Genomic DNA, 25753 nt, shown 5'->3' on the forward strand with positions numbered 1-25753 from the left:
TATACACGGAATATAAATTGAAAGGGGTACTAAGATGTATAAGATTCAGAAAGCTGAGAAATTAGCAGACAAAATTTACCTGATGGATGTTGAGGCGCCAAGAGTTGCCAGACACTGCCAGCCGGGTCAGTTCATCATTGTAAAGATGGACGAAAAAGGAGAGAGAATTCCTCTTACTATTTGCGACTTTGACCGTGAAAAGGGCATTGTTACAATTGTGTTCCAGACAGTGGGCGCATCTACAGAAAAGATGGCACATTTAAAGGCGGGAGATGCTTTTGAAGATTTCGTAGGACCACTCGGATGTCCTTCAGAATTAATTGGAGAAGATATTGAAGAATTAAAGAAAAAGAAGCTTGTGTTTGTAGCAGGTGGTGTTGGTACAGCACCGGTTTACCCACAGGTAAAATGGCTGCATGAACATGGCATTGATGCCGATGTTATTGTGGGTGCAAAAAATAAAGATTTACTCATCCTTGAAAAAGAGATGGAAGCTGTAGCCGGTAATCTTTACATTACAACCGATGACGGAAGCTATGTCAGAAAAGGCATGGGTACAGATGTATTAAAGGATTTAGTAAACAATCAGGGCAAAAAGTATGACCGTTGTATCGCAATCGGACCTCTGATTATGATGAAGTTTGTCTGTCTGTTGACAAAAGAATTGGGAATTCCTACAATTGTCAGCATGAACCCGATTATGGTTGATGGTACAGGTATGTGTGGTGCCTGCCGTTTACAGGTTGGCGACGAAATCAAATTCGCCTGCGTAGACGGACCGGAATTTGACGGACATCTGGTAGATTTTGATCAGGCAATGAAACGCCAGCAGATGTATAAGACAGAAGAAGGCAGAGCCATGTTAAAGCTTCAGGAAGGTGATACACATCACGGCGGCTGTGGCAACTGCAACGATTAATCATAAAAAATAAAACAACAGGTAGGAGGTTCCATAATGGACGTTACAAAGAAAGTACCAGTCAGAGAGCAGGCTCCTGACGTAAGAAATAAGAATTTTGATGAAGTTTGTCTGGGTTACAACGAAGAAGAAGCTGTATTAGAAGCCAGCAGATGTATTAATTGTAAGAATGCACAGTGTATTAAGGGATGCCCTGTATCCATTAATATCCCGGCATTTATTCATGAAGTTAAAGAAAAGAATTTTGAAGCTGCTTATAAGATTATCGGTCAGTCATCAGCACTTCCGGCTGTCTGCGGACGTGTATGTCCACAGGAAAGCCAGTGTGAAGGAAAATGTATCCGCGGTATCAAGGGCGAAGCAATTTCTATTGGTAAGCTGGAACGTTTCGTTGCTGACTGGGCAAGGCAAAATCAGATTAAGCCGGAAAAATCTACGGAAAAGAAGAATAAGAAAGTTGCCGTTATTGGTTCAGGTCCTTCAGGTCTTACCTGTGCAGGAGATCTTGCAAAGATGGGTTATGACGTAACAATCTTTGAAGCCCTTCATGAGCCGGGCGGTGTACTTGTTTACGGTATTCCTGAATTCCGTCTGCCAAAGTCAACCGTTGTTGCAAGTGAAATTGAAAATGTAAAGAGCTTAGGCGTTAAGATTGAAACAAACGTTGTTATCGGCAAGTCTATGACAATCGACCAGTTAATTGAAGAAGAAGGTTTTGAAGCTGTATTTATCGGTTCCGGTGCAGGTCTGCCTAGATTTATGGGTATCCCGGGTGAAAATGCAAATGGCGTATTTTCTGCAAATGAATACCTTACAAGAAGCAACCTGATGAAAGCGTTCAACGATGATTACGATACACCGATTGCAAGATTCAATAAGGTAGCTATCGTAGGTGGCGGTAATGTTGCCATGGATGCTGCAAGAACAGCGTTAAGACTTGGTGCAGAAGTACATATCGTATACAGAAGAAGTGAAGCGGAACTTCCTGCAAGAGCAGAAGAAGTACATCACGCAAAAGAAGAAGGTATCATCTTTGACCTTCTGACAAACCCGACTGAAATCATCGCTGATGAAAACGGCTGGGTAAAGGGTATGAAGTGCGTTAAAATGGAACTGGGCGAACCGGATGCTTCAGGAAGAAGAAGACCGGTTGAAGTTCCGGGTTCTGAATATGTAATGGATTTAGACGCAGTAATCATGTCACTGGGTACATCTCCAAATCCATTGATTTCTTCTACAACAAAGGGACTGGATATCAATAACAGAAAGTGCATTATTGCAGAGGAAGAAACAGGTAAGACAACAAAGACAGGCGTTTATGCCGGTGGTGATGCCGTAACAGGTGCAGCAACTGTTATTCTTGCCATGGGTGCAGGTAAAGCCGGTGCTAAGGGTATTGATGAATATCTTTCAAACAAATAATTATACGGTCACAAGATCATTCACCCACCTATGAGCAAGCTCATGTGGGTTCAGATCTTTTGACCCTGGTATCATAAAAAATAAAACCGCAGGAGTGTGACAGATGTCCGGGAATCCGGAGTCTGGTTCACATTCCTGCGGTTTTTGAATAGTTTTAAAACATAGCAGAATCAAAAATATTTAAAGGCATTATTCATGTGAAGAATTAAAAGTATCTTCAATGTACTGGTCACTGACCACTTCGATAACAGAATCATCTGCATCCGGGAAGGCTTCTGACAGCGCGTTTTTTAAATAGCTGCTGCGGTTAAAATACTTCATTTCTTCCGGGATACTGCCATCGTAAGAAGCTTCAATGGCTTCCGGTGACACGTTTTTGGCAAGCCAGTTGTTTAATTTATCTGAAAGTTCATTTTCCACACTCATCTGTGATTTAATATTTTTGGAATATTTGAGTGATTTGAAGCCAATCAGTAAAAATGCAATAAAAAGTCCGCCAAGCACAACATTTGTCAGGATTGCGGAAGCACCTGAAAAGTGGAACAGGTGAAGTACATTAAAGTCATTGAGCAGTAAAATAATCAGTCCCGCACCGCCGCACACAAAAAATGTGATGGCAGAGGAGAGATTGTCGCTGTATTTTTCGGCAGAGTTATTGTAAATACTGCCACCCTGAGTCAGCTCGTCTTCCGTAGAATCTTTTTTTAGTTCATTTTCGGAAAAAACATGATAAAGATTATCTGCTTTTTCAAAATCGCCCGAAGCAACACTGACAGAATAAGTGCTGTTTAATTCATTGACATTCATTTCAATGTCTGCAATTCCCGAAAATTTTAAAAATTCCTGAAAACGTTCAGCCTGCTCTTTCGGAAGATAAGCGACCGGTTCATAATGTTTGTTTTCCATAAAAATCTCCATTCTTATCTCAATCAGATTTTGGGTTTTACTCCAAATTTTAGTATAAAACAAAAATGTGAAGAAAAAAAGAACTTGTACAAAGAACTTTAAAATTGTTATCATATAATAAGCACAGGCAATGCGACGTGCGGAGAAACTTTGAATTTTACGGACATGCATGGCAAAGTCAGAAATATATAATAACGAATCATTACACAAAGCAGAACGGAAAGAGATGATTCGTGAGTGCAGAAAGGATAAAATGAAAATTATGGCAGAAAAGATTTTGATTATTACGGGCGGTACAGTAGATTATGAGTGGGCGAAAGACTGGCTTTCCGCAAAAACATATGATTACTGCATAGCGGCAGACAGCGGACTGGTACATGCGGATAAACTGGGAATCCGGGTGGATTACATTTTGGGGGATTACGATTCGGTTAATGAGCAATTACTTGATACCTATAAAAAAGATACGCAGACTGTGACCTATCCGCCGGAAAAAAATTATACCGATACACATCTGGCTGTAATTACAGCATTAAAGCATCACCCTGCGGTCATTGACATTTTAGGGGCGACGGGAACACGTTATGACCATGCGCTGACGAATATTTTTATGATGAAAGAGGCATTAGAAGCGGGAACAGAGTGCTATATTTATGATAAATACAACAAAATCTATCTGTTAAACGGAAATAAAACCATAAAAAAGGCAGATCAGTACGGAAAATATATTTCATTTGTGCCGATGACAGAGGAAGTGGTTCTTACATTAAAAGGCTTGAAATATCCGCTGAACGGATACATTTTACGGCAGGGGTTAAGCATCTGCCAGAGCAATGAGATAAAAGAAGAAACTGCGGAAATTCTGATTGAAAAAGGGATTGTGGCGGCAATTGAGAGCAGGGATTAGGCTTGTGTCAGATGCTTTTTTTAAAGTATTATGCAATTTAAAAGGAATTGTCAGAATTGTAAATAAGATTCTACAAAAAGCTTGTTTTTTGGGAAATATTGTTATAAAATAGACAATAGATTGTTACATTATTACAAAAAGTATAGGAGGTCTTTAGAGAATGGGTAACACAACACAGGCGTCAGCAAGAGAACGCATTGAAGCAATTCTTGATGACAACAGTTTTGTTGAAATCGGAGCAGGTGTAAAAGCCAGAGCAACAGATTTTAACATGCAGGAAAAAGACACTCCGGCAGACGGTGTTATTACCGGATACGGAGTAATTAATGGAAGTCTTGTGTATGTATACAGCCAGAATCCGGCAGTTTTAGGCGGTTCAATCGGCGAAATGCATGCAAAGAAAATTACAGGACTTTACGATATGGCTATGAAGATGGGAGCGCCGGTTATTGGCCTGATAGATTGTGCAGGATTAAGACTTCAGGAAGCAACAGATGCTTTGAATGGTTTCGGAACAATTTACCGGAAGATGTCATTATGTTCCGGTCTTGTACCACAGATTACGGCTGTTTACGGAAGCTGCGGCGGCGGTCTTGCAGTTCTTTCAGAACTTTCTGATTTTACATTTGTAGAAGAAAAGAACGGAAAGTTATTTGTGAACAGTCCGAATGCATTAGATGGCAACAATGATACCAAGTTAGACACAGCATCTGCTGCATTTCAGGCAGAAGCAGGTGTTGCAGATTTTACAGGTGATGAGGAAACAATTGCAAACGGCATCAGACAGCTTGTATCTCTTCTTCCGGCCAATAATGACGATGTAGCTTATGCAGACTGCGAAGATGATTTAAATAGAGCATGTGCGGATATGGAAGCAGAAGCAGCAGATGCAGTGCTTGCATTAACAGATATTGCAGATGACGGCTTATTTATGGAAGTAAAGTCTGAATTTGCAAAGAGTGTTGTAACAGGTCTGTTAAAGATTAACGGTACAACAGTCGGCGCCGTTGCCAACAGAACAGTCCGTTTTGATGACGAAGGCGAAGCAGCAGAAAAGTTTGAACCGGTACTGACCGTTGACGGTGCTGAAAAAGCTGCAGAATTTGTAAATTTCTGTGATGCATTTGAAATTCCGGTGCTGACCCTTACCAATGTAAAGGGCTTTGAAGCAACAGTTGATTCAGAAAAGAAGATTGCAAAGGCAGCAGCAAAGCTTACATATGCATTTGCAAATGCAACCGTACCAAAGGTTAATGTAATCATCGGCGAAGCTTACGGAAGTGCTTATGTGGCAATGAATTCCAAAGCAGTCGGTGCAGATATGACATACGCATGGCCGTCAGCAAGCATCGGTATGATGGATGCAGCCAGTGCAGCAAAGATTATGTATGCAGATGAGATTGATAAGGCAGAAGATGTCAACGCAAAGATTTCTGAAAAGGCAGCAGAATACGCACAGTTACAGTCCAGCGTAGAATCTGCAGCAGCAAGAGGTTATGTGGATACAATTATCAATCCTGAGGAAACAAGACAGTATGTTGCGGCAGCGTTTGAAATGCTGTACACAAAAAGAGAGGATCGTCCGGTTAAGAAGCATGGAACGGTCTGATAATGAGGTGAAACAATATGAAGAAAACTAATATCAAACGCTTTTTCGTGTTGTTCTGTGTGTTAGCCTGCGTGTTCAGTATGACAGCCTGCACCAATACCATTTCTTCAGACAGTGCTAAGACGAGCCTTAAAGATATGAAGGTCAATCAGTATGCCTCAGATATGGTACAGTGGGCAGAAGATATGCTGGTATATTTAGACCAGACATCGGATGCACAGATTAAAGCAGATGGCGAAGCAGCAAAGACACTCAGCTATGTGAATGGAAAAGTCTATGTCGTAAATATGCAGGGCATGAACGACAAGACGATTGAGTTTTATAACAGCTGGGTTAAAACAAGAGAAGATTTAGGCGCATTAAAGTCCATTGACAAAGAAGATGTCAGAGTCAGTGATGAAACAGGAACACTGTGCACGATTGCAATCAATGCAACGTATGAAACAAGAACCTGTGCATTTGAACTGGTCATCGATGATGATTTCAATCTGGACAGCGGTGCAATTAACCCGACTTATACAACAGGTGAGAAGATGGAAAAGGCTGTATTAAATACAGTACTCGGTATGGGTACGGTATTTATTGTGCTGATTTTCATTTCTTATATCATTTCTCTGCTTCAGCATGTTAATAAAATCGGAGCAAAGAAACAGACAGCAGAAGAACCACAGCAGACAGCACCGGCACCGGTTGTTGAAGAACCGGAAGACGAGGAAGAAGATGACTGCGAACTGGTTGCTGTTATTACGGCGGCGATTGCTGCATCAGAAGGTACTGCGGCAGATGGACTGGTAGTTCGTTCCATCAGAAAAGTCGGCAGACAGAATAACTGGAAATAAAATTAAAATATTTGATAATCAATCAGCCGCAGACCGCGGTGGAACGGAGGAAACAATGAAAAATTATACGATCACAGTGAATGGGAATGTATATGACGTTACAGTAGAAGAAGGAACAGGAAGCGCAGCAGCACCGGCAGCAAAGGCCGCACCGAAAGCTGCTCCGAAGGCAGCAAAGAAAGCAGCACCGGCTGGCGCACAGGGTGCAGTAAAGGTAACTGCTCCAATGCAGGGTAAGATTTTAAAGACACCGGTTGCAGCAGGCTCTGCTGTAAAGAAGGGTGATGTACTTGTTGTTCTTGAAGCCATGAAGATGGAAAATGAAATCTGTGCACCACAGGACGGTACTGTTGCAACAGTAGAATGTGCCGTTGGTGATTCCGTTGAAACAGGTAAAGTATTAGTTTCCATGAACTAAGTTCTTTATCAGAATCATTGAAACGGGAGGTTAAAAAATGAGTTATATTATAGAAACATTGGGAAACCTCGTACAGCAGACCGCATTTTTCGGGCTTTCATGGGGCAATTACCTCATGGTTGTTGTTGCGTTGATTTTCCTGTACTTAGCAATAAAAAAAGGATACGAACCTCTGCTTCTTGTACCGATTTCCTTTGGTATGCTTCTTGTCAATCTTTATCCGGACATCATGCTTTCCATTGAGGATTCCAGCAATGGTGTGGGTGGTTTACTGCATTACTTCTATTTACTGGATGAATGGAGTATTTTACCGTCCTTGATTTTCCTTGGTGTTGGTGCAATGACAGATTTCGGACCGCTGATTGCCAATCCAAAGAGCTTTCTGCTTGGTGCGGCAGCGCAGTTCGGTATTTTCGCTGCATATATTCTGGCAATCTTTATGGGATTCCCGGATAAGGCAGCAGCAGCGATTTCTATTATCGGTGGTGCCGATGGACCGACATCTATCTTCCTTGCCGGTAAATTAGGACAGACAAAATATATGGGACCGATTGCGGTGGCAGCATATTCTTATATGTCACTGGTTCCGATTATCCAGCCACCGATTATGAAGCTTTTAACAACAGAAGATGAAAGAAAGATTAAAATGGAACAGTTACGTCCTGTATCCAAACTGGAAAAGATTCTGTTCCCAATCGTTGTAACGATTGTTGTTGTTATGATTCTTCCGACAACAGCTCCACTCGTTGGTATGCTGATGTTAGGTAATCTCTTTAAAGAGAGCGGTGTTGTAAAGCAGCTTACAGAAACAGCATCAAATGCATTAATGTACATTGTTGTTATTATTCTTGGTACATCTGTCGGTGCAACAACAAGTGCAGAGGCATTTTTAAATCTTGATACTTTAAAGATTGTTGCATTAGGTCTGGTTGCGTTTGCATTTGGTACGGCAGCCGGTGTACTGTTTGGTAAGATTATGTGCAAGGCAACACACGGAAAGGTAAATCCGCTGATTGGTTCAGCCGGCGTATCAGCCGTTCCAATGGCAGCACGAGTATCACAGAAGGTCGGCACGGAAGCAGATCCGTCCAACTTCCTGTTAATGCATGCGATGGGACCAAACGTAGCCGGTGTTATCGGTACTGCAGTTGCCGCAGGTACGTTTATGGCGATGTTTGGTGTAATGTAAAATAGATATTAATGGAGGATATAAAGATGGCAGAACAGGTGAAAAAACCTTTAAAAATTACTGAGACCGTATTGCGTGATGCACATCAGTCCTTAATTGCTACAAGAATGACAACAGAGCAGATGCTTCCGATTGTCGATAAGATGGATAAAGTCGGATATCATTCTGTAGAGTGCTGGGGTGGTGCGACATTCGATGCATCTCTTAGATTCTTAAAAGAAGACCCATGGGAAAGACTTCGTAAGTTAAGAGATGGTTTTAAAAATACAAAATTACAGATGTTATTCAGAGGACAGAATATCCTCGGATACAATCATTATGCAGATGATGTAGTAGAATATTTCGTACAGAAGTCTATTGCAAACGGTATTGATATTATCCGTATTTTCGACTGCTTTAACGATTTAAGAAATCTTGAAACAGCAGTAAAGGCAGCTAAGAGAGAAAAAGGACATGCACAGATTGCACTTTCTTATACAATCGGTGATGCCTATACACTGGATTATTGGAAAGAAACAGCAAAGAAGATTGAAGATATGGGTGCAGACTCTATCTGTATCAAGGATATGGCAGGTCTTTTACTTCCATATAAAGCAACAGAACTCGTACAGGCATTAAAGGAAGGTTCTTCACTGCCGATTCAGATGCATACACATTATACATCCGGTGTTGCTTCCATGACCTATTTAAAGGCAGTAGAAGCCGGTGCAGATGTTATTGATACAGCAATCTCACCGTTCTCAATGGGTACAAGCCAGCCTGCAACAGAAGTTATGGTAGAAACCTTTAAGGGCACACCGTATGATACAGGACTTGACCAGAATCTGCTGGCTGAAATCGCTGAATACTTCCGTCCGATGAGAGAGGAAGCGTTAAAGACAGGTCTGATGAATACAAAGGTTCTTGGCGTAAATATCAAGACACTCTTATATCAGGTACCGGGTGGTATGTTATCAAATCTTGTATCCCAGTTAAAGGATGCAGGTGCAGAAGACAAGTATCAGGCTGTGCTTGAAGAAATTCCGAGAGTTCGTAAGGATTATGGTGAACCGCCTCTGGTTACACCGTCATCACAGATTGTCGGTACACAGGCTGTATTAAATGTATTACAGGGTGAACGTTACAAGATGATTACAAAAGAATCCAAGAAGGTTCTTGCAGGTGAATTCGGACGTACCGTTAAGCCGTTTAATAAAGAAGTACAGAAGAAGGCAATCGGTGATACAGAGCCGATTACATGCCGTCCGGCTGACTTGATTGAGCCACAGTTAGAAGGCTTCAAAAAGAGCCCGGTCGTTCAGAAGTACAAACAGCAGGATGAAGACGTATTATCATACGCATTATTCCCGGCAGTTGCAGAAGAATTCTTTAAGTACAGAGAAGCGCAGCAGACAAAGGTTGACCCAAAGGCTGCGGATACAGAAAATAAGACATATCCGGTATAATAATCTGATGCCGGATTCAGCAGCGGATATCATTGGATATCATTGTTGAGTTAGCTTATAAAGGGAGATTCAAAAGAATCTCCCTTTTTGTAGATTGCGCTTTCGTATCATATAGAAATACACAAAAAATACAATTTTCTTAGGAAAAAATACCCATAACACCTTGAATACAGGAAAAAAGTATAGTAAAATCTGTATTTAACATAAACAAGGAGACAGAACGAGAATGGAACAAAATGAAAGATACAAAAACTTATCACTAAAGAAAAAATTATTTATATCCCATGGCATTATTATTGCAGTAGCGGCAGTGATAGCGGTACTGTTACTTGTGGGATTAAATATTGTAAAGGGAAATGTAAGCGGTATTTTTAACGGTCCGCTTGCCAATATTGACAGTGTAGGCAAAGTGCGCTACGGCATTACGGATTTACAGCGTGCGATTAACAGAATTCTGACTGAGGATTCATCACAGGTTGGGAACAGCTATGTGAATTTTGAAAAGACCGTCACAGAAGATGTCAGTCTGATTACAGATTCTGTACAGCAGATGCACAACCGGAAGATGAATACAGAAAGTACAGCGCTGTTAAATCAGATAGCGTCAAAGATTGATGAAGGCGAAAAGGTCAGAAGCACGTTAATGACACAGATTAAGGCAGGTCGTTACAGCGAGGCGGTTGAATTAAATAATAATACATATCTGCCGATTGTAAATGACATTAAAAGCCTTTCTGAACAGCTGGAAAACTCGATTGATAAGACTGCGGTTAATTATTATACGATGTCAAAATATACTGGTGTCGGAATGACCGTGGCAGGTATTTTACTGCTTATCGCAGACGTGGTATTCGGACTGCGTGTTACACGCAAGATGGCCAGTGCTATTGTAGAACCGGTACAGGAGATTACAGAAGCAGCCAAAATCATGTACAGCGGAGATATGTCTGTCGGAGAACGGATTACCTATGAATCTGAAAATGAAATCGGACAGCTTGCGGATGCACTGCGCGGTACAACGAAAAATCTCTCCGATTATGTAAATGAGATTTCAGCAATCTTACAGCGTATGGCAACCGGCGATTTGACAGAGGACAGCGATGAGATTACAGATTTCCTCGGTGATTTTGCAAGTATTAAAGAGTCTTTTGTACATATCTTAAAGCGTTTTAACAGTACTCTGACGAATATCCAGACAAGTGCGGATGAGGTTGAAGAAGGGGCAAACGGTATATCCCAGTCTTCGCAGGCACTTGCAGAGGGCGCAACTGATCAGGCAAGTGCAATCCAGCAGTTAGATGCTACAGTGACTTCGGTAGCCAATATGGCAACGGAAAGTGCCAGGGAAACGCAGCAGGCATATGATGATATTCAAAAGACCGTTTCAGATGCAGAGCAGGAAAAGGAAAAGGTGAAAGAATTGACCGATGAAATGCGCCGTATTTATGAAATCTCCAGCAAAATCGATAATATTATTGTAACAATAGAAAGTATTGCTTCACAGACAAATCTGCTTTCATTAAATGCTTCAATTGAAGCAGCAAGAGCCGGAGAAGCCGGAAAAGGCTTTGCGGTTGTTGCAGACCAGATTGGTAAGCTGGCGGCAGACAGTGCCAATTCTGCGGCAGAAACCAAGGAATTAATCAGCAAAACCGTTCAGGAAATTGAAAAAGGCAATGCAGTTACGGAAACCGTTTCCCAGTCTTTTGACAGAGTAATTGCGAGCATGAACACCTTTGCAGATGTGGCACATCAGATTAATGAAACAGCCGTCAATCAGGCATCTGCCTTAGAACAGGTCAATCAGGGAATCGACCAGTTATCGGCGGCAGTACAGAATACGGCTTCTTCATCAGAAGAAAGTGCGGCAATCAGCGAACAGTTATCCGCCAAGGCAGAAGAACTGGATACACTGGTAAGAAAATTCAAACTGTATGCATAGTAAAAATATCCCGGCTTAGGCAGACTGCAAAGCCGGGATATTTTTTATTTTATCTTATTTTTATGTCATTTGTTTTTTGTGTCAATACAACGGTTATAACTGTTGTATGTATTTATTTATCCATTTTCTTTTTGTTTGTAATCAGCAGTGTTACACAGCCAAGAACAGCGGCAAAAAGAAGAAGTCCGTAGACAGCGACAGATGTTGTATCACCGGTAGCCGGTTCCTGTGTGTTGTTTTGTGTCGCAGTATCTGTTGAAGCAGCGGCAGTTTTTGTGGCTGTTGTTGTTTTGGTAGAAGTTGCAGGCTGGACAGCCGCTGTTGTAGCAGGTTGAGCCGGTTTTGTAGCAGGCTGAGTCGTAGCCGCTTCCGTTGTAGCATTTTCAGTCGGCTTCGTAGCAGGCTGAGTCGTAGCCGCTTCCGTTGTAGCATTTTCAGTCGGCTTCGTAACAGGCTGAGTCGTAGCCGCTTCCGTTGTAGCATTTTCAGCCGGCTTCGTAACAGGCTGAGTCGTAGCCGCTTCTGTCGTAGCGGTTTCGGTTGGCTTTGTAACCGGCTGTGTTGGTTTTGTAGTAACGGTTATATTTGCAGCGCTGCTCATGGTAGAGCTGTTGTCATCATATACAACGACATAGTAGCTTCCCGCATCATTGCCTGAAATATTATCAAAGCGGATAGAAGAAGCCGTTGCATTGGTTATGGCAGAACCGTTTTTAAACCACTGATAAGATAATGTTCCGTAGCCGGAAGCCGTAACAGAGAGTTCCCCGCTCTCCCCCTCTGTCAGTGAAAGAGAAGCAGGCTGTGCGGAAATCTGAAGTCTAGGCATAACCGTAACGGTTGCGGTGTCGCTTGTGACACTGCTTACACCGTTAGAAACGACAACGGTGTAAGCTCCGGCATCACTTTCGGCAAGTGCAGAGAAATTCAGTGTAGATGAAGTTTCACCGGTAAGAGCCGTACCGTCTTTATACCACTGATATTGATTAGAACCGCCCGTTCCCTGTACAGCAACATTTAAAGAATAACTGCTGCCGGTAATTCCCTTAAAGGATTTCGGCTGGGTGAAAAGCTTAATAGGATCCGGTGCACTTGTTTTGCTGACATAAACGGCAACAAGCGGGTGCATAACAATGTCATATCCCGCAGGCGTGGTAATAGTAAAATGATAGTCAATATAATAATATAAGCGGGAACCGCTGTCCACAAGTGTTGTATCCAGTATAATCTGATTGGATGACGCATCAAAAGTGTATCCGTCTGCTTCAACCGGAGCGACAGGTGTGCCGTCAATATTGATAACCGGGTTGTCAATTACACAGGTTTCCTGTGTATATGGCAGAAATTCCTTTACAATTTTAGTGTATGGTCTGGTCGGGAAGGAATCACTTCCTTCTGCCATACGGATAGGCCAGTTGGTTAAATGCGGCAGACGGGACATAAAGCGGTAGTCCATAATATTTGTAGAGCTGATACCCAGTGTTTTTAAGCTGGTCATTTGTCCGAGTGTGTCGGTCATGTCATTGGCAACTGGACAGCCGTAAAGTGTCAGTTCCTTTAAAGTACCGTTGTGTGACAACAGGAAATCAACATTTGAAAAACGGTTATATGCCAGAATTAAGGTTTCAAGCTTTGTAAGCGAATCAAACATTGAAGAATACTCGTCTGTTACATAAGCGTATGCTAAATCCAGATATTTCAGATTCGTAAGGCTTGAAATTGTGTCCGCATTAGAATCAGCGTTTTTATCGGTGATTTTAACACCGTCCAGACAAAGTCTTGTGATAGACGGAACTGCTTTTAACGGGCTGATATCATTTACAGATGTGCATTTTTCGAGTTCTACATCATTTAAAGTATCCGTTACCGGAATTTTAGAAATATCTGTCAGGTTGTAGCAGTCACTTAAATCCAGAAAGTGCAGTTTTGTTAATGCCGTAATATCCGGCAGTACCGTAAGTTCGGAATCGGTAATCCGTAAGGTTTTCAGATTCACACAGTACTCAAGACCTGTGTAGTCGGTAATGTGTGTGTCGTCAGAATTTGTTAATTTTAAAGCAGTGAGCGATTCAAGCTGTTCCTTTGTAATATCGGCAGAAGAATCTTCAACGTTTAAAGCGCTGTTTAAAGCGGCTTTCATATTGACATCGGGAATGTCTACGATGTCGGACGAAGCTGCCCAAATCTGCGGAAGCTTTGCAAATTCTGTACAGAACGGAATCACCATAAGACAGGCAAGCAGTACGCACAGAATTTTCTTAAAATTGTGTTTCATAATTTTCCTTTCCTCCTAAAAATAGAAATACAATAAAATTTTACCATAATGCAGTGCAAAAGTATGTGGTTATAAAGGGATAAGATAAAAGGGAATTCTAGGAAAAAAGATAGAAAGAATAGGACGGGGGATACAAATTTCCATAAAGTAAAAAGTGTCCGGCAGGAATACCAGACACCGTTTAACCGTCAATCGGCTGCTCTTTTTCCGACTGTGAATCGGATAGAGAGCAAGCAGTTGACGGTTATAGTACCTGATATATTATCAGTCCTTTGGCAGGCTCTGCATATATTCGTGCATGGATTCTGCTACAACCTTGCTGTGGGCAACAGCTTCAACAACAGTACGCGCACCGTTTACAACATCACCGGAAGCAAAGATCCCCGGTCTTGAAGTGTGACCGGTTTCATCGGCATCCAAAAGACCCCTGGCTGTGGATTTTAAGCCTTCGGTGGTATTGACAATACGGTTCTGCGGTCCCTGACTGATAGAAATAATCGTGCTGTCGGCTTCGTAAAGCTTTTCAGTGCCTTCAACATCTGTAAAGGTACCATCTTCATTTTCAATAACATCAATAAAGATAACACCGTTATCCTTAATTTCAACCGGACGCTTATTGTATTCAAACTGGACACCCTCTAACTGGGCATAGCTGAATTCATAGTGGCTGGCGGCGACCTCTTTTGTGATAGAAAAGCAGGTTAAATGCTCCACACCCTTGCGGATAGCGGTTCTTGCCACATCCATAGCGGCATTTCCGGCACCGATGACGATGACACGCTTGCCTAAGCGGTAGCTGTCAGGATTGTTTAAGTAATTGATACCGAAGTGGACATTGCCAAAGGTTTCACCTTTAATATGCAGGGTATTCGGCTTCCATACACCCGTACCGACGAAAATTGCCTTATAGCCGTCACGGAATAAATCGTCAATGCCGATAGCACCGCCGATTGTCGTATTCGGGCGGATTTTAATGCCCTTTAATTCAAGATGGCGGTATTCAATATCGTCTAAGACGCTCTTTGGCAGACGAAATTCCGGGATGCCGTAGCGTAATACACCGCCAATCTTGTCCTTTCCTTCAAAAATAGTAACCTGATAGCCGTATCGTGCAAGAATAATCGCAATCGTAATACCGGCAGGACCGGAACCGATAATGGCAACGCGCATGCCGTTGGATTTAGCAGGACCGTTGGTCATCTGGTTGGCATAGGTTGTGGAAATATAATTTTCAATGCTGGAAAAATGAACCGGCGCACCTTTTCTGCCAAGTACGCAGTGACCCTCACACTGATTTTCATGGTTGCAGACAAGACTGCACACGGTTGTCAGCGGATTGTTTTCAAAAAGCATTTTTCCGGCTTCGTTTAATTTGTTTTCTTTTAACAGGCGAATTGCCAGCGGAATGTTGGTGTGAATCGGACACCCCTTCTGACACTGCGGAACCTTACACTGAAGGCATCTGTTTGCTTCGTCCATAATATGTAACGCCATAGTTTAAAATCCTCCCCTTGAGAAAAATCATTACAAAACTATCATAGCACGTTCTTATCATAAAGAAAAGCAGAGTTAATTATTTGACGAACTTTCGGTGGACTGTTATGATGATAAAAGATATATAAACGAGGTAAAAAGTGCGAAAGGCGGAAAAAGCGTGCAGGAAAAAATTTTGCTGGTTGAAGATGACAGGGATATTGTAGATTATTTAAGCAGCTTTTTAAAAAATGAAAATTTTATCGTAGAAGCGGTAGCGGGGCAGCGGGAAGCGATTGAAAAACTTGAAACAAGGGAATATGATTTGCTCTTAATTGATATATCGTTAGCAGACGGCAATGGATATGCAGTCTGTGCGGCGGCAAAGGAAAAATCCACGGCGGCGGTCATTTTCCTTACGGCATCGGGCGATGAATACAGTGTCGTGACGGGACTGGATATGGGCGCAGATGACTATATCAATAAGCCGTTCCGTCCGCGGGAGCTGGTTTCAAGAATCCGCAGTGTGTTAAGGCGGACAGGAAAGAGCCAGAAGCTGTTAAAAGAGGGCAGTATCACCGTGGATACGGTTAAGGGAATCGTATACCGTAACGGAGAGGAGCTGGCACTGTCAGCACTCGAATACCGCCTGTTACTGATATTTTTTAACAATAAGGGTGTGGTTTTATCAAGAGGCCGTCTGCTCTCGGAAATCTGGGACGTGGCAGGAGAATTTGTTAATGACAACACGCTGACAGTTTATATTAAGCGGCTGCGGGAAAAGATAGAAGAAGACCCGTCCCATCCGGAGTTAATTAAGACGGTGCGTGGAATGGGGTATCGTCTATGAAAAGAAACGGTGAATGGATTGCAGAAGGTGTTGTGTTTACAGCTTCAATATTGGCGGCATGGATAAGCCGGGCATGGTGGATAGTGCTTCCCACGGGAATTTTATATATGGGAATCCATGCGGAGGGCGAATACAGGCGCAGAAAGAAAATCCGGGAAATTTATGCGCAGATAGACCGCGTTCTGCGGGGAGATTATACAACGGCATTTGAGGAGTATCAGGAGGGTGATTTAAGTATTTTGCAGAATCAGCTTCACAAGCTGGTAATCCGTTTAAACGAACAGGCGGTGCAGCTGGGACAGGACAAACGGTATCTGATGAATGCCATGGCGGATATTTCGCACCAGTTAAAGACACCGCTGACCAGCGTGAATATTATTTTGTCATTTTTAATGGAAGAAAAACTTACATATGAAGAACGCCTGCATTTAAGCGGCAAGTTATCCAATGCACTCTCGCATGTCGAAGAACTCATAACGACACTCTTAAAGCTTTCCAAATTCGATGCGGGTGTCGTGCAGTTTCAAAATGCACCGGTGTCCGTAAAAAAGCTGGCAGATACGGTATTTGAGGGCATGGCGGTACAGCTTGAATTAAAAGAGGTGCTTTTGACATACGATATTGCAGAAAATGTATCCTTTACGGGAGATTTCCAGTGGACAAAAGAAGCGCTGGAAAATATTGTGAAAAACTGCATGGAACACACACCGTCCGGCGGGCAGATTCAGATAGAGGCGCAGGAAAATCCGATTTACACGGAAATCATCGTGCGTGACAACGGAACAGGAATTCAAAAAGAAGATTTACCACACCTGTTTGAGCGGTTTTACCGTGGCAAAGGAACGGAAAATACAGGAGTGGGTATCGGACTTTCACTGGCAGCAGAGATTGTTCGCAGGCAGAATGGAACGATAAAGGTATTTAACGCAAAAAACGGCGGTGCGGAATTTCAAATCTGTTTTTATAAAATGCTGCCTTAAACGAAAAGTGACAGATTTGTCATATAAAAGTCATGGCACAGTCACCGGACTGTCCTACAATTTAGACTGAAATCTAAAACACAGGAGGCAGTCAATGGATATTTTGAAAGTAGAAAATTTAACAAAGATTTACGGAAAAGGAGAAAACAGCTTTAAGGCATTGGATAACGTGTCCTTCAGTGTGAAGCGCGGGCAGTTTGTGGCGATTGTAGGACCGTCCGGTTCGGGAAAGTCTACACTTCTGCATCTGATTGGCGGTGTAGACAGACCGGATGGTGGGCATGTCTATGTGGACAGCAATGATGTCTATGCAAGAAATGATACACAGCTTGCAATTTTCAGGCGCAGGGAGGTCGGGCTGATTTATCAGTTTTACAACCTGATTCCGGTGCTGAATGTCGTGGAAAATATCACACTGCCCGTGTTAATGGACGGCAGAAAGGTCGATGAGGAACGGTTAGAGGAGCTTTTGACTGTGTTGCATTTAAAAGGAAGGGAAAATCATCTGCCGAACCAGTTATCCGGCGGGCAGCAGCAGAGAGTTTCTATCGGGCGTGCACTGATGAATGACCCGGCACTGCTGTTAGCGGATGAACCAACCGGAAATCTTGACTCTGCCAACAGCCATGAAATTATGGAACTGTTAAAGCTGTCAAATAAAAAGTACAATCAGACACTGGTTGTCATTACGCATGATGAAAACATCGCCCTGCAGGCGGACCGTATTATTGAGATTTCCGACGGCAGAATCACAAGAGATGAGGTGATCCGCTAATGGGACAGAATCATATTTTTTTAAAAATGACTTACCGGCAAATGGTAAAAAACAAAGTGCGTACACTGGTAACGATTATCGGCATTATGCTGTCAGCGGCGTTGATTACGGCAATTACGGTCTTTATCGCCAGCCTGCATAAAAGTATGCTGGATTATAAAATCAAAGAATCGGGCAACTGGTACGGCGTGATTGAGCAGGTCGATTTAAAGGAAGGGCTGGAAAAAATCAGGCAGGACAGTGACATTTTATCAGAACGTCTGATGTACAATATCGGCAGTACCATTGAAGAACAGGACGGACATCAGATCAGAGTCAAGGCATTCAGTGATGAAAATGAAATCAGCCTCCCATTGGAGCTTACAGAAGGCAGAATGGCGGAAAATTCAAAAGAAATTGTAGTTGCAAGTGATTTGATTACAAGCGGTATTCTTGCGGACTGCAAGGTGGGCGATACGATTGAACCGGAACTTGCGGACACACAGGGATATACGGTAGTCGGTCTGTATGAGGACGCAGGTTTTAATGTCGGCAGCACAAGCAGCTATGTAGTGTATACAAAATACGATGAAAATACAAAGAATATTGAAAGTGCCGATGTTTACATTCGGGTGAAAAATCCGAAGAATACGTTTGCGGTTTTAAAACGGTACAGCGATGCATCCTATGAAACCGGCTACAATCCCGGACTGTTAAGACTGACAGGAATATCCGTGTATTCTTCCTATTACTCTTTTATTACAACGATAGCGGTGATTGTGATTGTACTGGTTGTCGGGGCTTCGGTGCTTTTAATTTACAATTCCTTTGTCATTTCGTTAAATGAACGGACAAAGCAGTTCGGACTGCTCTCTTCTGTGGGGGCGACTAAAGCACAGCTTCGTAAATGTGTGCTTTCCGAGGCATTTTTAGTCAGCATTGCAGGAATCCCGCTGGGAATTTTAGTGGGCGTTGCGGGAATCGGCATTACCCTTTTCGGTGTGCGTGCCAGTATGAAAAGCATTGCGGCAAGCATGGTATCCCTCGGTGAAATGAAATTGTATCCGACACCTGCGGCGATTGTGGCGGCAGCAGTCGTATCTTTATTTACAGTGCTGATTTCAACGTTTATCCCGATGATACGGATTTCAAGAATGTCTGCGATTGAGGCAATCCGCCAGAACGGCGATATTCAGTTAAGCCGCAGAAAGGTCAGATGTTCTAAAATATTCCAGAAGCTGTTCGGCGTCGAAGGCGTAATCAGCCGCAAGAACTTTAAAAGAAGCGGCAAAAGATACCGCACCACCATATTTTCACTGTTTGTCAGTATCGTCATGTTTGTATCGGAAAGCGCATTTGGCAAATACCTTGTGCTTATGGTCGAGGAAAATTATAAGCTTGGGGAATACGATATTTATTACTGTTCCGGCTTCCTGGCAGACAGCGAAAAAGAAGAAGCGGTCATTGAAAAATTAAAACAGGTACAGGGTGTAAAAGAAAGTTCAACCACATTGTCTGCGGGGCTGTTCTGGTACAAAGCGGACGAAAACAGCGAATATCTCACAGAAGAATACAAAACAGAGCGCAAGAAAAGTGAAAATGCTTCGGTTTCCTATAATGATGGAAAAACTCAGATGTTTGTCTACGGCATCGCAGATGATTTGTATGAACGATATTTACAACAGAACGGATTATCAAAGGATACGTATATGAATGCAAAAAATCCGGTCTATCTGCTCTACACCAACCGCCGTGTGACGGATACAAAGACCGGAAAACGAAAGGATTATACGGTTTTTGCAAATCAGGCATTTACATTAAAGGCATGCTTTTATCCGGTTGCGGAAGATGAAAATGAGCAGGAAGAAAAACAGGCGGCAGATATTGATTTTGATATCGGAAGAACGGTGGATAAGCTGCCGTATGCGGTGCAGACCGACCTGCGCTATCAGAATGATATTATGCTGTGTTCACGCACCATGGCAGAAAAACTCATGGAAAAAACGCAGTGCCAGCAGGGCGGACTGATAACTTATTTTAAGACGACAGACCATATGGCGGTGTATGAACAGATGCAGAAAATTCTCAAAGACAATGGTCAGTATTTCCGCTATAGTCTGGTCGATGAGGCAATGGAATACGAATCCTACAGAAGTATTATTTATGTGGTAAAAGTATTCTCATACGGATTTTTAGTATTGATGTCGCTGATAGCCATGGCAAATGTATTCAACACCATTTCTACCAATATGATGCTGCGGCGCAGGGAATTTGCCATGTTAAAATCCATCGGCATGACGGAGCAGGGTTTTGGCAAAATGCTGTATTTTGAGTGTCTGATGTACGGCTCTAAAGCCCTGTTATATGGGATTCCGGTGTCTGTGCTTATATCCGTCTGGATTGCCAAAACGATTAACAACGTACAGGTGCTGGTATTGGATATTCCGTGGATGGCAATTTTAATTTCAGTACTAAGCGTCTATTTCATTGTATTTGTAACTATGATATACTCTAAGAAAAAGCTTCAGAAATTAAATCTGATCGGGTGTATTAAAGAGGAAAATATTTAATGGAATGGAAAAAACTGCGCAGAAAAATTCAGGTTCCGGCGTATATCCAGTTTTTTATCAGTATTGTATTCTGGATTGCGGCGGGGCTTGGGCTGTATGGAACACTGCCGCTTGCGGTTTATGTTTTTATGGGAATGTTACTGGTGTGCAATATCAGTATTATTTTATCGACATTTTTACTGGATAAGTTTTATATTGTTAATTTACAGGAAAATTTTAAAAATCTGGAACATCTTAATTTAAAACTGCGCGCACAGCGGCATGAATACTTAAATGAAATGCAGGTCGTTTACGGATTGCTTGAACTGGAAGAATATGAAGAAGCGTACCGGTATCTGCATCCGCTCTATGAGGACATAGCGCGGATCGGAAAAGCACTGCGGACGAAAAAACCGGCGGTCAATGCCCTGCTTCAGGCAAAAATGGAGTATGCGCAGAAGCAGCAGATTACATTTTTTGTGGAAGTGTCGTCAGATCTGGCGGCACTTTCCATGGAGCAGTGGGAAGTGTGCCGGATTCTTGGCAATTTAATCGACAATGCCTTTACGGCGGTGTCTGGCATGGACGGAGAGAAAAAGGTACATCTGTGTATTCAGGAAAATGAAAAACAGTATTTGTTTATTGTATACAATAATGGTCCGGTTATACCGGAAAATAAGCGGGAACTGATTTTTAAGAAGGGGTATTCAAGCAAAAAGGAAGAAGGCCACGGACTGGGGCTGTGGATGGTGCGGAAGCTTGCAGGGCAGTATCGTGGCACGATTACCGTTACTTCTGTACCGGGAAAAACAGAATTTGACGTGACACTTCCAAAATAAAAATGACAGTTGCATATCAAAAAGTGACAGTTGCGGATAAAAGATGCGGTATTGCGTGATTATGTCTTTCCTTTCGGTGCTTTTTGTATATACTGTAAACAGAAAGAAAAAAAGAAGCGAAAAGGAAAGGAGAAGGGCAATGGACGGTTTTATGATTTTGGGAATTGTACTGCTGGCGGCGGGCTTTCTTTTTGTGGGAATTGAAACTCTTATACCGGGCTTTGGCGCGCCGGGAATTTTAGGAGGGTGTTGTCTGGTCGCCGGTGTGTTTTTAATCGCAGACAGCGTGCAGGAAGCTGTTATTATCGTAGCAGTCGTTTTATTGCTGCTTGCAGTTTTGATATTTACGCTGGTTACACTGCTTGCAAAGGGCAGGTTAAAGACACCGATTATTCTGAATGATAGAATGAATAAAGAAGAAGGTTACATAAGTTCGACGGATTTACAGTATCTTGTAGGAAAAAAAGGAGTTGTAACCACGGATTTACATCCGGCAGGGAAAGTACGGATAGAAGATGTAGAGTTTGATGTGATTTCCGACGGTGCGTTTTTAGAAAAAGGCACACTGGTGGAGATTTACAAAATCAGCAATTCATCACTTGTCGTCAGAAAGGCAAGACAGGAGTAGAGATTAATTCAAATGGGCAGCCATTTTGTATTAATAAATGAAAATATGCATACACAGAAAGGGGTTAAAGGTTATGGTAGGACCGATTATTGTTGCAGCAGTAGTAGTATTTATTTTGATTATGTTTTTCTCGTTTGTTCCGGTGGGACTGTGGATTTCATCGATGGCATCCGGAGTGCGGGTTGGCATTTTCACACTGATTGGTATGCGTTTAAGACGTGTTGTCCCGGCAAGAATTATTCTTCCGCTCATTAAGGCAACCAAAGCCGGTATCGCATTGCAGGTCAACCAGTTAGAAGCACATTACCTTGCAGGCGGTAACGTAGACGGCGTTGTTGATGCGCTGATTGCTGCAGAACGTGCAGGCATTGATTTACCGTTTGAAAAGGCGGCGGCAATTGATCTTGCGGGACGAAATGTCTTAGAAGCCGTAAAGATGAGCGTTAATCCGAAGGTGATTGAAACACCGAATATTTCAGCTGTGGCAAAGGATGGTATTGAACTGCTTGTAAAGGCAAGAGTCACTGTAAGAACAAATCTGGAACGTCTGGTTGGCGGTGCCGGTGAAGCAACGATTATCGCACGTATCGGTGAAGGTATTGTTACAACGGTAGGTTCGGCAGCAGAACACAAGAGAGTGCTTGAAAATCCGGACGATATTTCAAAGCTGGTATTATCAAAGGGATTGGATGCGGGAACTGCATTTGAAATTCTTTCCATCGACATTGCGGATGTCGACATCGGACGAAACATTGGTGCACATTTACAGAGTCTTCAGGCAGAGGCCGACAAAAATATCGCACAGGCAAAAGCAGAGGAACGCCGTGCAATGGCGGTTGCAAAGGAACAGGAAATGCGCGCTTACGTTGTAGAAGCCGAAGCCGAAGTACCAAAGGCACTGGCATACGCACTGCGTGAAGGCAAGTTAGGCATCATGGATTACTATGATATGCAGAATATCAAGGCAGATACGAAAATGCGTGAAAATATCGCAAGAGAAGACATTAATGCAAAGAAGATTTTAGAGGGTGATGCACATGAACCAAAAGATGTCTTATAGCAGCCAGCAGCAGTTAAAAAAGACGATTGCGGCAAGACTGAAAGCAGCAGGCAGTGAACTTGGCGGGCAGTTAGGCGCACAGGTTGTCAGACAGCTTGGCGGACAGCCGGGGAACCGGCAGTCTGCTGCTCCGCCGCTGCCATCCACACAGCAGCAGGCACAGCCGCGGCAGGAAGTTCATACCATGCCGGACGGCATGTCCTGTGCACAGGATATGCACCGTGCAGGTAAAACAGGATTTGAGGGAATATCTGGCGGCATGGATACAGAAGTATTAAGACAGGCAGTTGTATTATCCGAGATTCTTGCAGAACCGGTATGTAAAAGAAGACACAGAAGAAACAGACACACGATTTGAAAGGGAAAATGACATGGCAATCAAGGTAATGCTTGTAGACGATGAGGCTCATATCCGCTTGATTTTGCGCAGGGTCATAGAACGGAATCCGGCATTTTGTGTTGTCAGCGAATGTGACAGCATGACAGATGCCCTGCTGGCTTTTCACGAAACGCAGCCTGAGGTTGTGTTTATGGATATTGAGATTAAGGGCAGCAGCGGAATAGACTGTGCAAAGGTAATTGCACAGTCTGCGCCGGATACGAAAATCATTTTTGCAACGGCATATTCGGAGTATATGTCCAATGCGTTTGAACTGTATGCGTTTGACTATCTGGTAAAGCCATTTGATATGGAACGGATTCAGCATACACTGGAGCGGATACAGCGTAGTTATGAAAGTCAGTATCAGGGCGTCAGTAAAAATGATATGGACGCCGTAAACAATATAAATGATAGCAACGGTAATAATAACGGCGGCAGTGTAAAAGACAACATAGGTGACACGGACAGTATCAATATCTGTCAGAATCAGAATCCGTCAGAAGTACCGTCCGGGTCCAAAAAGGCAGATATACCGTCCGAAAAAGCGCGGGAGAAGCTTCACGAGAAAGATAAAATCCTGATTAAGGGCAAAGAAAGCGTGCGTTTTTTTGATAAAGACGACATTATTTTTGTAGAGCGTGAGAACAATGCCACGATTCTTTATACGGCAGATGCAGAACCGTTTACGACCAGCATGGCAATCAGCGAGCTGGAAGAAAAGCTTTCGGACACAGGTTTCCTTAGAAGCCACAAGTCGTATCTGATTAATGTTTCAAAAATTAAATCCATTGAGCCGTATGGCAGGTGGACGTATGTTGTCAAATTCAAAGGAACACAAAAAGATGCGCTGATTACAAAAGAACATTTTGAGGAGATTAAACAGATTTACGGATAGTACGGGGCAGTACACATTTTCCGTAAATCTGTTTTGCGTTATAAATCCATAGATGTTGCAGGAAGTTGTGGCGTTTAGGGTTGGTTTCTTTTCCGCTTTATGATACAATAGCCTTGTTTAGTCAGCAAAGGAATGAAAAAGATGAAAAAATGTTTAATCGCCGGCGGCGGTGCAGCCGGCATGATGGCTGCCATTACGGCGGCAAGAAATGGAAATCAGGTTATTTTATTTGAAAAAAACGAAAAGCTTGGAAAGAAGCTGTTTATTACAGGAAAGGGCCGTTGTAATTTTACGAATGCAGGCGATTCCGAGGATATTTTTAACAGTGTCGTCACCAATCGCAAGTTTTTATACAGCGCGTTCAACGGCTTTTCCAATTATGATACAATGGGCTTTTTTGATGAACTGGGGCTGGCGTTTAAAATTGAACGCGGCAACCGCGTATTCCCGGAATCAGACCATTCCTCAGATGTCATCGGCGCATTACAGCGTGAGATGAAAAAGCTGTCGGTAGAGGTTCATTTAAATACTGAGGTTGTGCAGGTGTGCCACAAGGACGGCAGATTTACAGGGCTGAGGGTGAAAGATACAGTGACAGGCAGTAAGCGCATGGTACAGGGCAATGCGCTGATTATAGCGACCGGCGGTAATTCTTATCAGTCTACAGGCTCTACCGGGGACGGCTACCGTTTTGCAAAAGAACTGGGACACGAAGTGACACCGATTCTTCCGGCACTGGTGCCGTTTATTGTAAAAGAAGAATGGGAGCGCGAGTTGCAGGGGCTCAGCCTTAAAAATGTGGCAGTTACGATTTCAGATCCGGATACCGGCAAAAAGATTTACTCAGATTTTGGGGAAATGCTTTTTACGCACTTTGGCGTGAGCGGTCCGACAGTGCTTAGTGCCAGCAGTTATGCGGCAAAGGTTATCCGCCAGAAAAATCTTTTACTTACGATAGATTTAAAACCGGCACTTGATGAAGCACAGCTAGACGAGCGTGTGCTGCGGGATTTTGAAGAAGCAAAGAATAAAAGCTTTAAAAATTCACTGGATAAGCTATTGCCAAAGAAGCTGATTCCTGTGGTTGTGGAATTAAGTAAAATCCCACCGGACAAGAAAATCCACGAGGTCACAAAGCAGGAACGCCAGCGGCTGGTTACGCTGTTAAAGAATTTCAAGTTGACCCTTACGGGACTGCGCGGCTTTCAGGAAGCCATTATCACGCAGGGCGGTGTGAGTGTCAAAGAAGTCAATCCGGCAACGATGGAATCAAAGCTGGTATCCGGTGTGTATTTTGCGGGTGAAGTCTTAGACGTGGATGCCGTAACCGGCGGTTTTAATTTGCAGATTGCGTGGTCAACAGCCTATGCGGCGGCGGCACATTTATCGTAAAAGTTTTGATAAATGGCAGTAAGACGAAAAATTTATAAATATTTTAAATATAAAATGTAAAATATTACAATAAATGTAAT

22 protein-coding genes are annotated in these 25753 nt (G+C 42.9%); 19 read left to right on the forward strand and 3 right to left on the reverse strand.

Features of this window, described 5'->3' with window-relative positions:
- Positions 1 to 34 precede the first annotated feature (34 nt).
- Positions 35 to 919: a sulfide/dihydroorotate dehydrogenase-like FAD/NAD-binding protein gene (locus LI288_RS02260; RefSeq protein WP_022432320.1), complete on the forward strand. Its 885-nt coding sequence runs from the start codon at positions 35 to 37 to the stop codon at positions 917 to 919.
- A gap of 36 nt (positions 920 to 955) precedes the next feature.
- Positions 956 to 2341: an NADPH-dependent glutamate synthase gene (gene gltA, locus LI288_RS02265; RefSeq protein ID WP_022432319.1), complete on the forward strand. Its 1386-nt coding sequence runs from the start codon at positions 956 to 958 to the stop codon at positions 2339 to 2341.
- A gap of 189 nt (positions 2342 to 2530) precedes the next feature.
- Here the strand turns inward: gltA and LI288_RS02270 are convergent, their stop codons facing one another.
- On the reverse strand, positions 2531 to 3247 hold the full coding sequence (locus LI288_RS02270) for a hypothetical protein (RefSeq protein ID WP_022432318.1): 717 nt from the start codon (positions 3245 to 3247) through the stop codon (positions 2531 to 2533).
- 253 nt (positions 3248 to 3500) lie between these two features.
- Between LI288_RS02270 and LI288_RS02275 the strand changes: the two genes are divergently transcribed.
- The 7 genes from LI288_RS02275 to LI288_RS02305 all read left to right on the forward strand — a co-directional run bounded on the left by LI288_RS02275 (position 3501) and on the right by LI288_RS02305 (position 11596).
- Complete coding sequence (locus LI288_RS02275) at positions 3501 to 4154, forward strand: thiamine diphosphokinase (protein WP_227089290.1); 654 nt, start codon at positions 3501 to 3503, stop codon at positions 4152 to 4154.
- Between the two features lie 160 nt (positions 4155 to 4314).
- Positions 4315 to 5763: an acyl-CoA carboxylase subunit beta gene (locus LI288_RS02280; protein WP_022432311.1), complete on the forward strand. Its 1449-nt coding sequence runs from the start codon at positions 4315 to 4317 to the stop codon at positions 5761 to 5763.
- Between the two features lie 17 nt (positions 5764 to 5780).
- Positions 5781 to 6602, forward strand: coding sequence for an OadG family protein (locus LI288_RS02285; protein WP_227089291.1), 822 nt, complete (start codon positions 5781 to 5783; stop codon positions 6600 to 6602).
- A gap of 55 nt (positions 6603 to 6657) precedes the next feature.
- Positions 6658 to 7020, forward strand: coding sequence for a biotin/lipoyl-containing protein (locus LI288_RS02290; protein WP_227089292.1), 363 nt, complete (start codon positions 6658 to 6660; stop codon positions 7018 to 7020).
- Positions 7021 to 7057: 37 nt separating this feature from the next.
- On the forward strand, positions 7058 to 8209 hold the full coding sequence (locus LI288_RS02295) for a sodium ion-translocating decarboxylase subunit beta (RefSeq protein ID WP_022432308.1): 1152 nt from the start codon (positions 7058 to 7060) through the stop codon (positions 8207 to 8209).
- A 26-nt stretch (positions 8210 to 8235) separates the two neighbouring features.
- On the forward strand, positions 8236 to 9654 hold the full coding sequence (locus LI288_RS02300; RefSeq protein WP_022432307.1) for an oxaloacetate decarboxylase subunit alpha: 1419 nt from the start codon (positions 8236 to 8238) through the stop codon (positions 9652 to 9654).
- Between the two features lie 226 nt (positions 9655 to 9880).
- Positions 9881 to 11596: a methyl-accepting chemotaxis protein gene (locus LI288_RS02305; protein WP_227089293.1), complete on the forward strand. Its 1716-nt coding sequence runs from the start codon at positions 9881 to 9883 to the stop codon at positions 11594 to 11596.
- Between the two features lie 112 nt (positions 11597 to 11708).
- Here LI288_RS02305 and LI288_RS02310 read toward each other — a convergent pair whose 3' ends face one another.
- Together LI288_RS02310 and LI288_RS02315 are read right to left on the reverse strand one after the other, a co-directional pair.
- Positions 11709 to 13871 carry an immunoglobulin domain-containing protein gene (locus LI288_RS02310; protein WP_227089294.1) on the reverse strand — a complete coding sequence of 721 codons (2163 nt, stop codon included), beginning with the start codon at positions 13869 to 13871 and terminating at the stop codon, positions 11709 to 11711.
- A gap of 264 nt (positions 13872 to 14135) precedes the next feature.
- Positions 14136 to 15365 (reverse strand): NAD(P)-dependent oxidoreductase, encoded by a 1230-nt coding sequence (locus tag LI288_RS02315; protein WP_022432304.1) that lies wholly within the window; start codon positions 15363 to 15365, stop codon positions 14136 to 14138.
- A gap of 160 nt (positions 15366 to 15525) precedes the next feature.
- Between LI288_RS02315 and LI288_RS02320 the strand changes: the two genes are divergently transcribed.
- From LI288_RS02320 to LI288_RS02365, 10 genes are all read left to right on the forward strand, one after another.
- Positions 15526 to 16194, forward strand: coding sequence for a response regulator transcription factor (locus tag LI288_RS02320; protein WP_227089295.1), 669 nt, complete (start codon positions 15526 to 15528; stop codon positions 16192 to 16194).
- Positions 16191 to 17174: a sensor histidine kinase gene (locus LI288_RS02325; protein ID WP_227089296.1), complete on the forward strand. Its 984-nt coding sequence runs from the start codon at positions 16191 to 16193 to the stop codon at positions 17172 to 17174. The genes LI288_RS02320 and LI288_RS02325 overlap by 4 nt, the downstream gene beginning before the upstream one ends.
- Positions 17175 to 17268: 94 nt before the next feature.
- A complete protein-coding gene (locus tag LI288_RS02330) occupies positions 17269 to 17949 on the forward strand; it encodes an ABC transporter ATP-binding protein (RefSeq protein WP_022432301.1) in 681 nt (226 codons plus the stop codon).
- Positions 17949 to 20498, forward strand: a complete 2550-nt coding sequence (locus tag LI288_RS02335) for an ABC transporter permease (RefSeq protein ID WP_227089297.1) — start codon at positions 17949 to 17951, stop codon at positions 20496 to 20498. The genes LI288_RS02330 and LI288_RS02335 overlap by 1 nt, the downstream gene beginning before the upstream one ends.
- Entirely contained in the window at positions 20498 to 21316 is an 819-nt protein-coding gene (locus tag LI288_RS02340) for a sensor histidine kinase (protein ID WP_022432299.1), read from the forward strand. Before LI288_RS02335 ends, LI288_RS02340 begins: the two co-directional genes overlap by 1 nt.
- Positions 21317 to 21455: 139 nt before the next feature.
- Entirely contained in the window at positions 21456 to 21944 is a 489-nt protein-coding gene (locus tag LI288_RS02345) for an NfeD family protein (protein ID WP_022432298.1), read from the forward strand.
- Positions 21945 to 22017: 73 nt separating this feature from the next.
- The gene (floA, locus tag LI288_RS02350) at positions 22018 to 23004 is read left to right on the forward strand and encodes a flotillin-like protein FloA (RefSeq protein WP_227089298.1); all 987 of its coding nucleotides are present in this window, start codon (positions 22018 to 22020) and stop codon (positions 23002 to 23004) included.
- A complete protein-coding gene (locus tag LI288_RS02355; RefSeq protein ID WP_227089299.1) occupies positions 22982 to 23362 on the forward strand; it encodes a hypothetical protein in 381 nt (126 codons plus the stop codon). Before floA ends, LI288_RS02355 begins: the two co-directional genes overlap by 23 nt.
- 13 nt (positions 23363 to 23375) lie before the next feature.
- A complete protein-coding gene (locus tag LI288_RS02360) occupies positions 23376 to 24281 on the forward strand; it encodes a LytR/AlgR family response regulator transcription factor (RefSeq protein ID WP_227089300.1) in 906 nt (301 codons plus the stop codon).
- A 141-nt stretch (positions 24282 to 24422) separates the two neighbouring features.
- On the forward strand, positions 24423 to 25673 hold the full coding sequence (locus tag LI288_RS02365) for an NAD(P)/FAD-dependent oxidoreductase (RefSeq protein ID WP_227089301.1): 1251 nt from the start codon (positions 24423 to 24425) through the stop codon (positions 25671 to 25673).
- Positions 25674 to 25753: the final 80 nt, after the last annotated feature.

Source organism: Lachnospira pectinoschiza, assembly GCF_020564355.1.
Taxonomy (GTDB): domain Bacteria; phylum Bacillota; class Clostridia; order Lachnospirales; family Lachnospiraceae; genus Lachnospira; species Lachnospira intestinalis.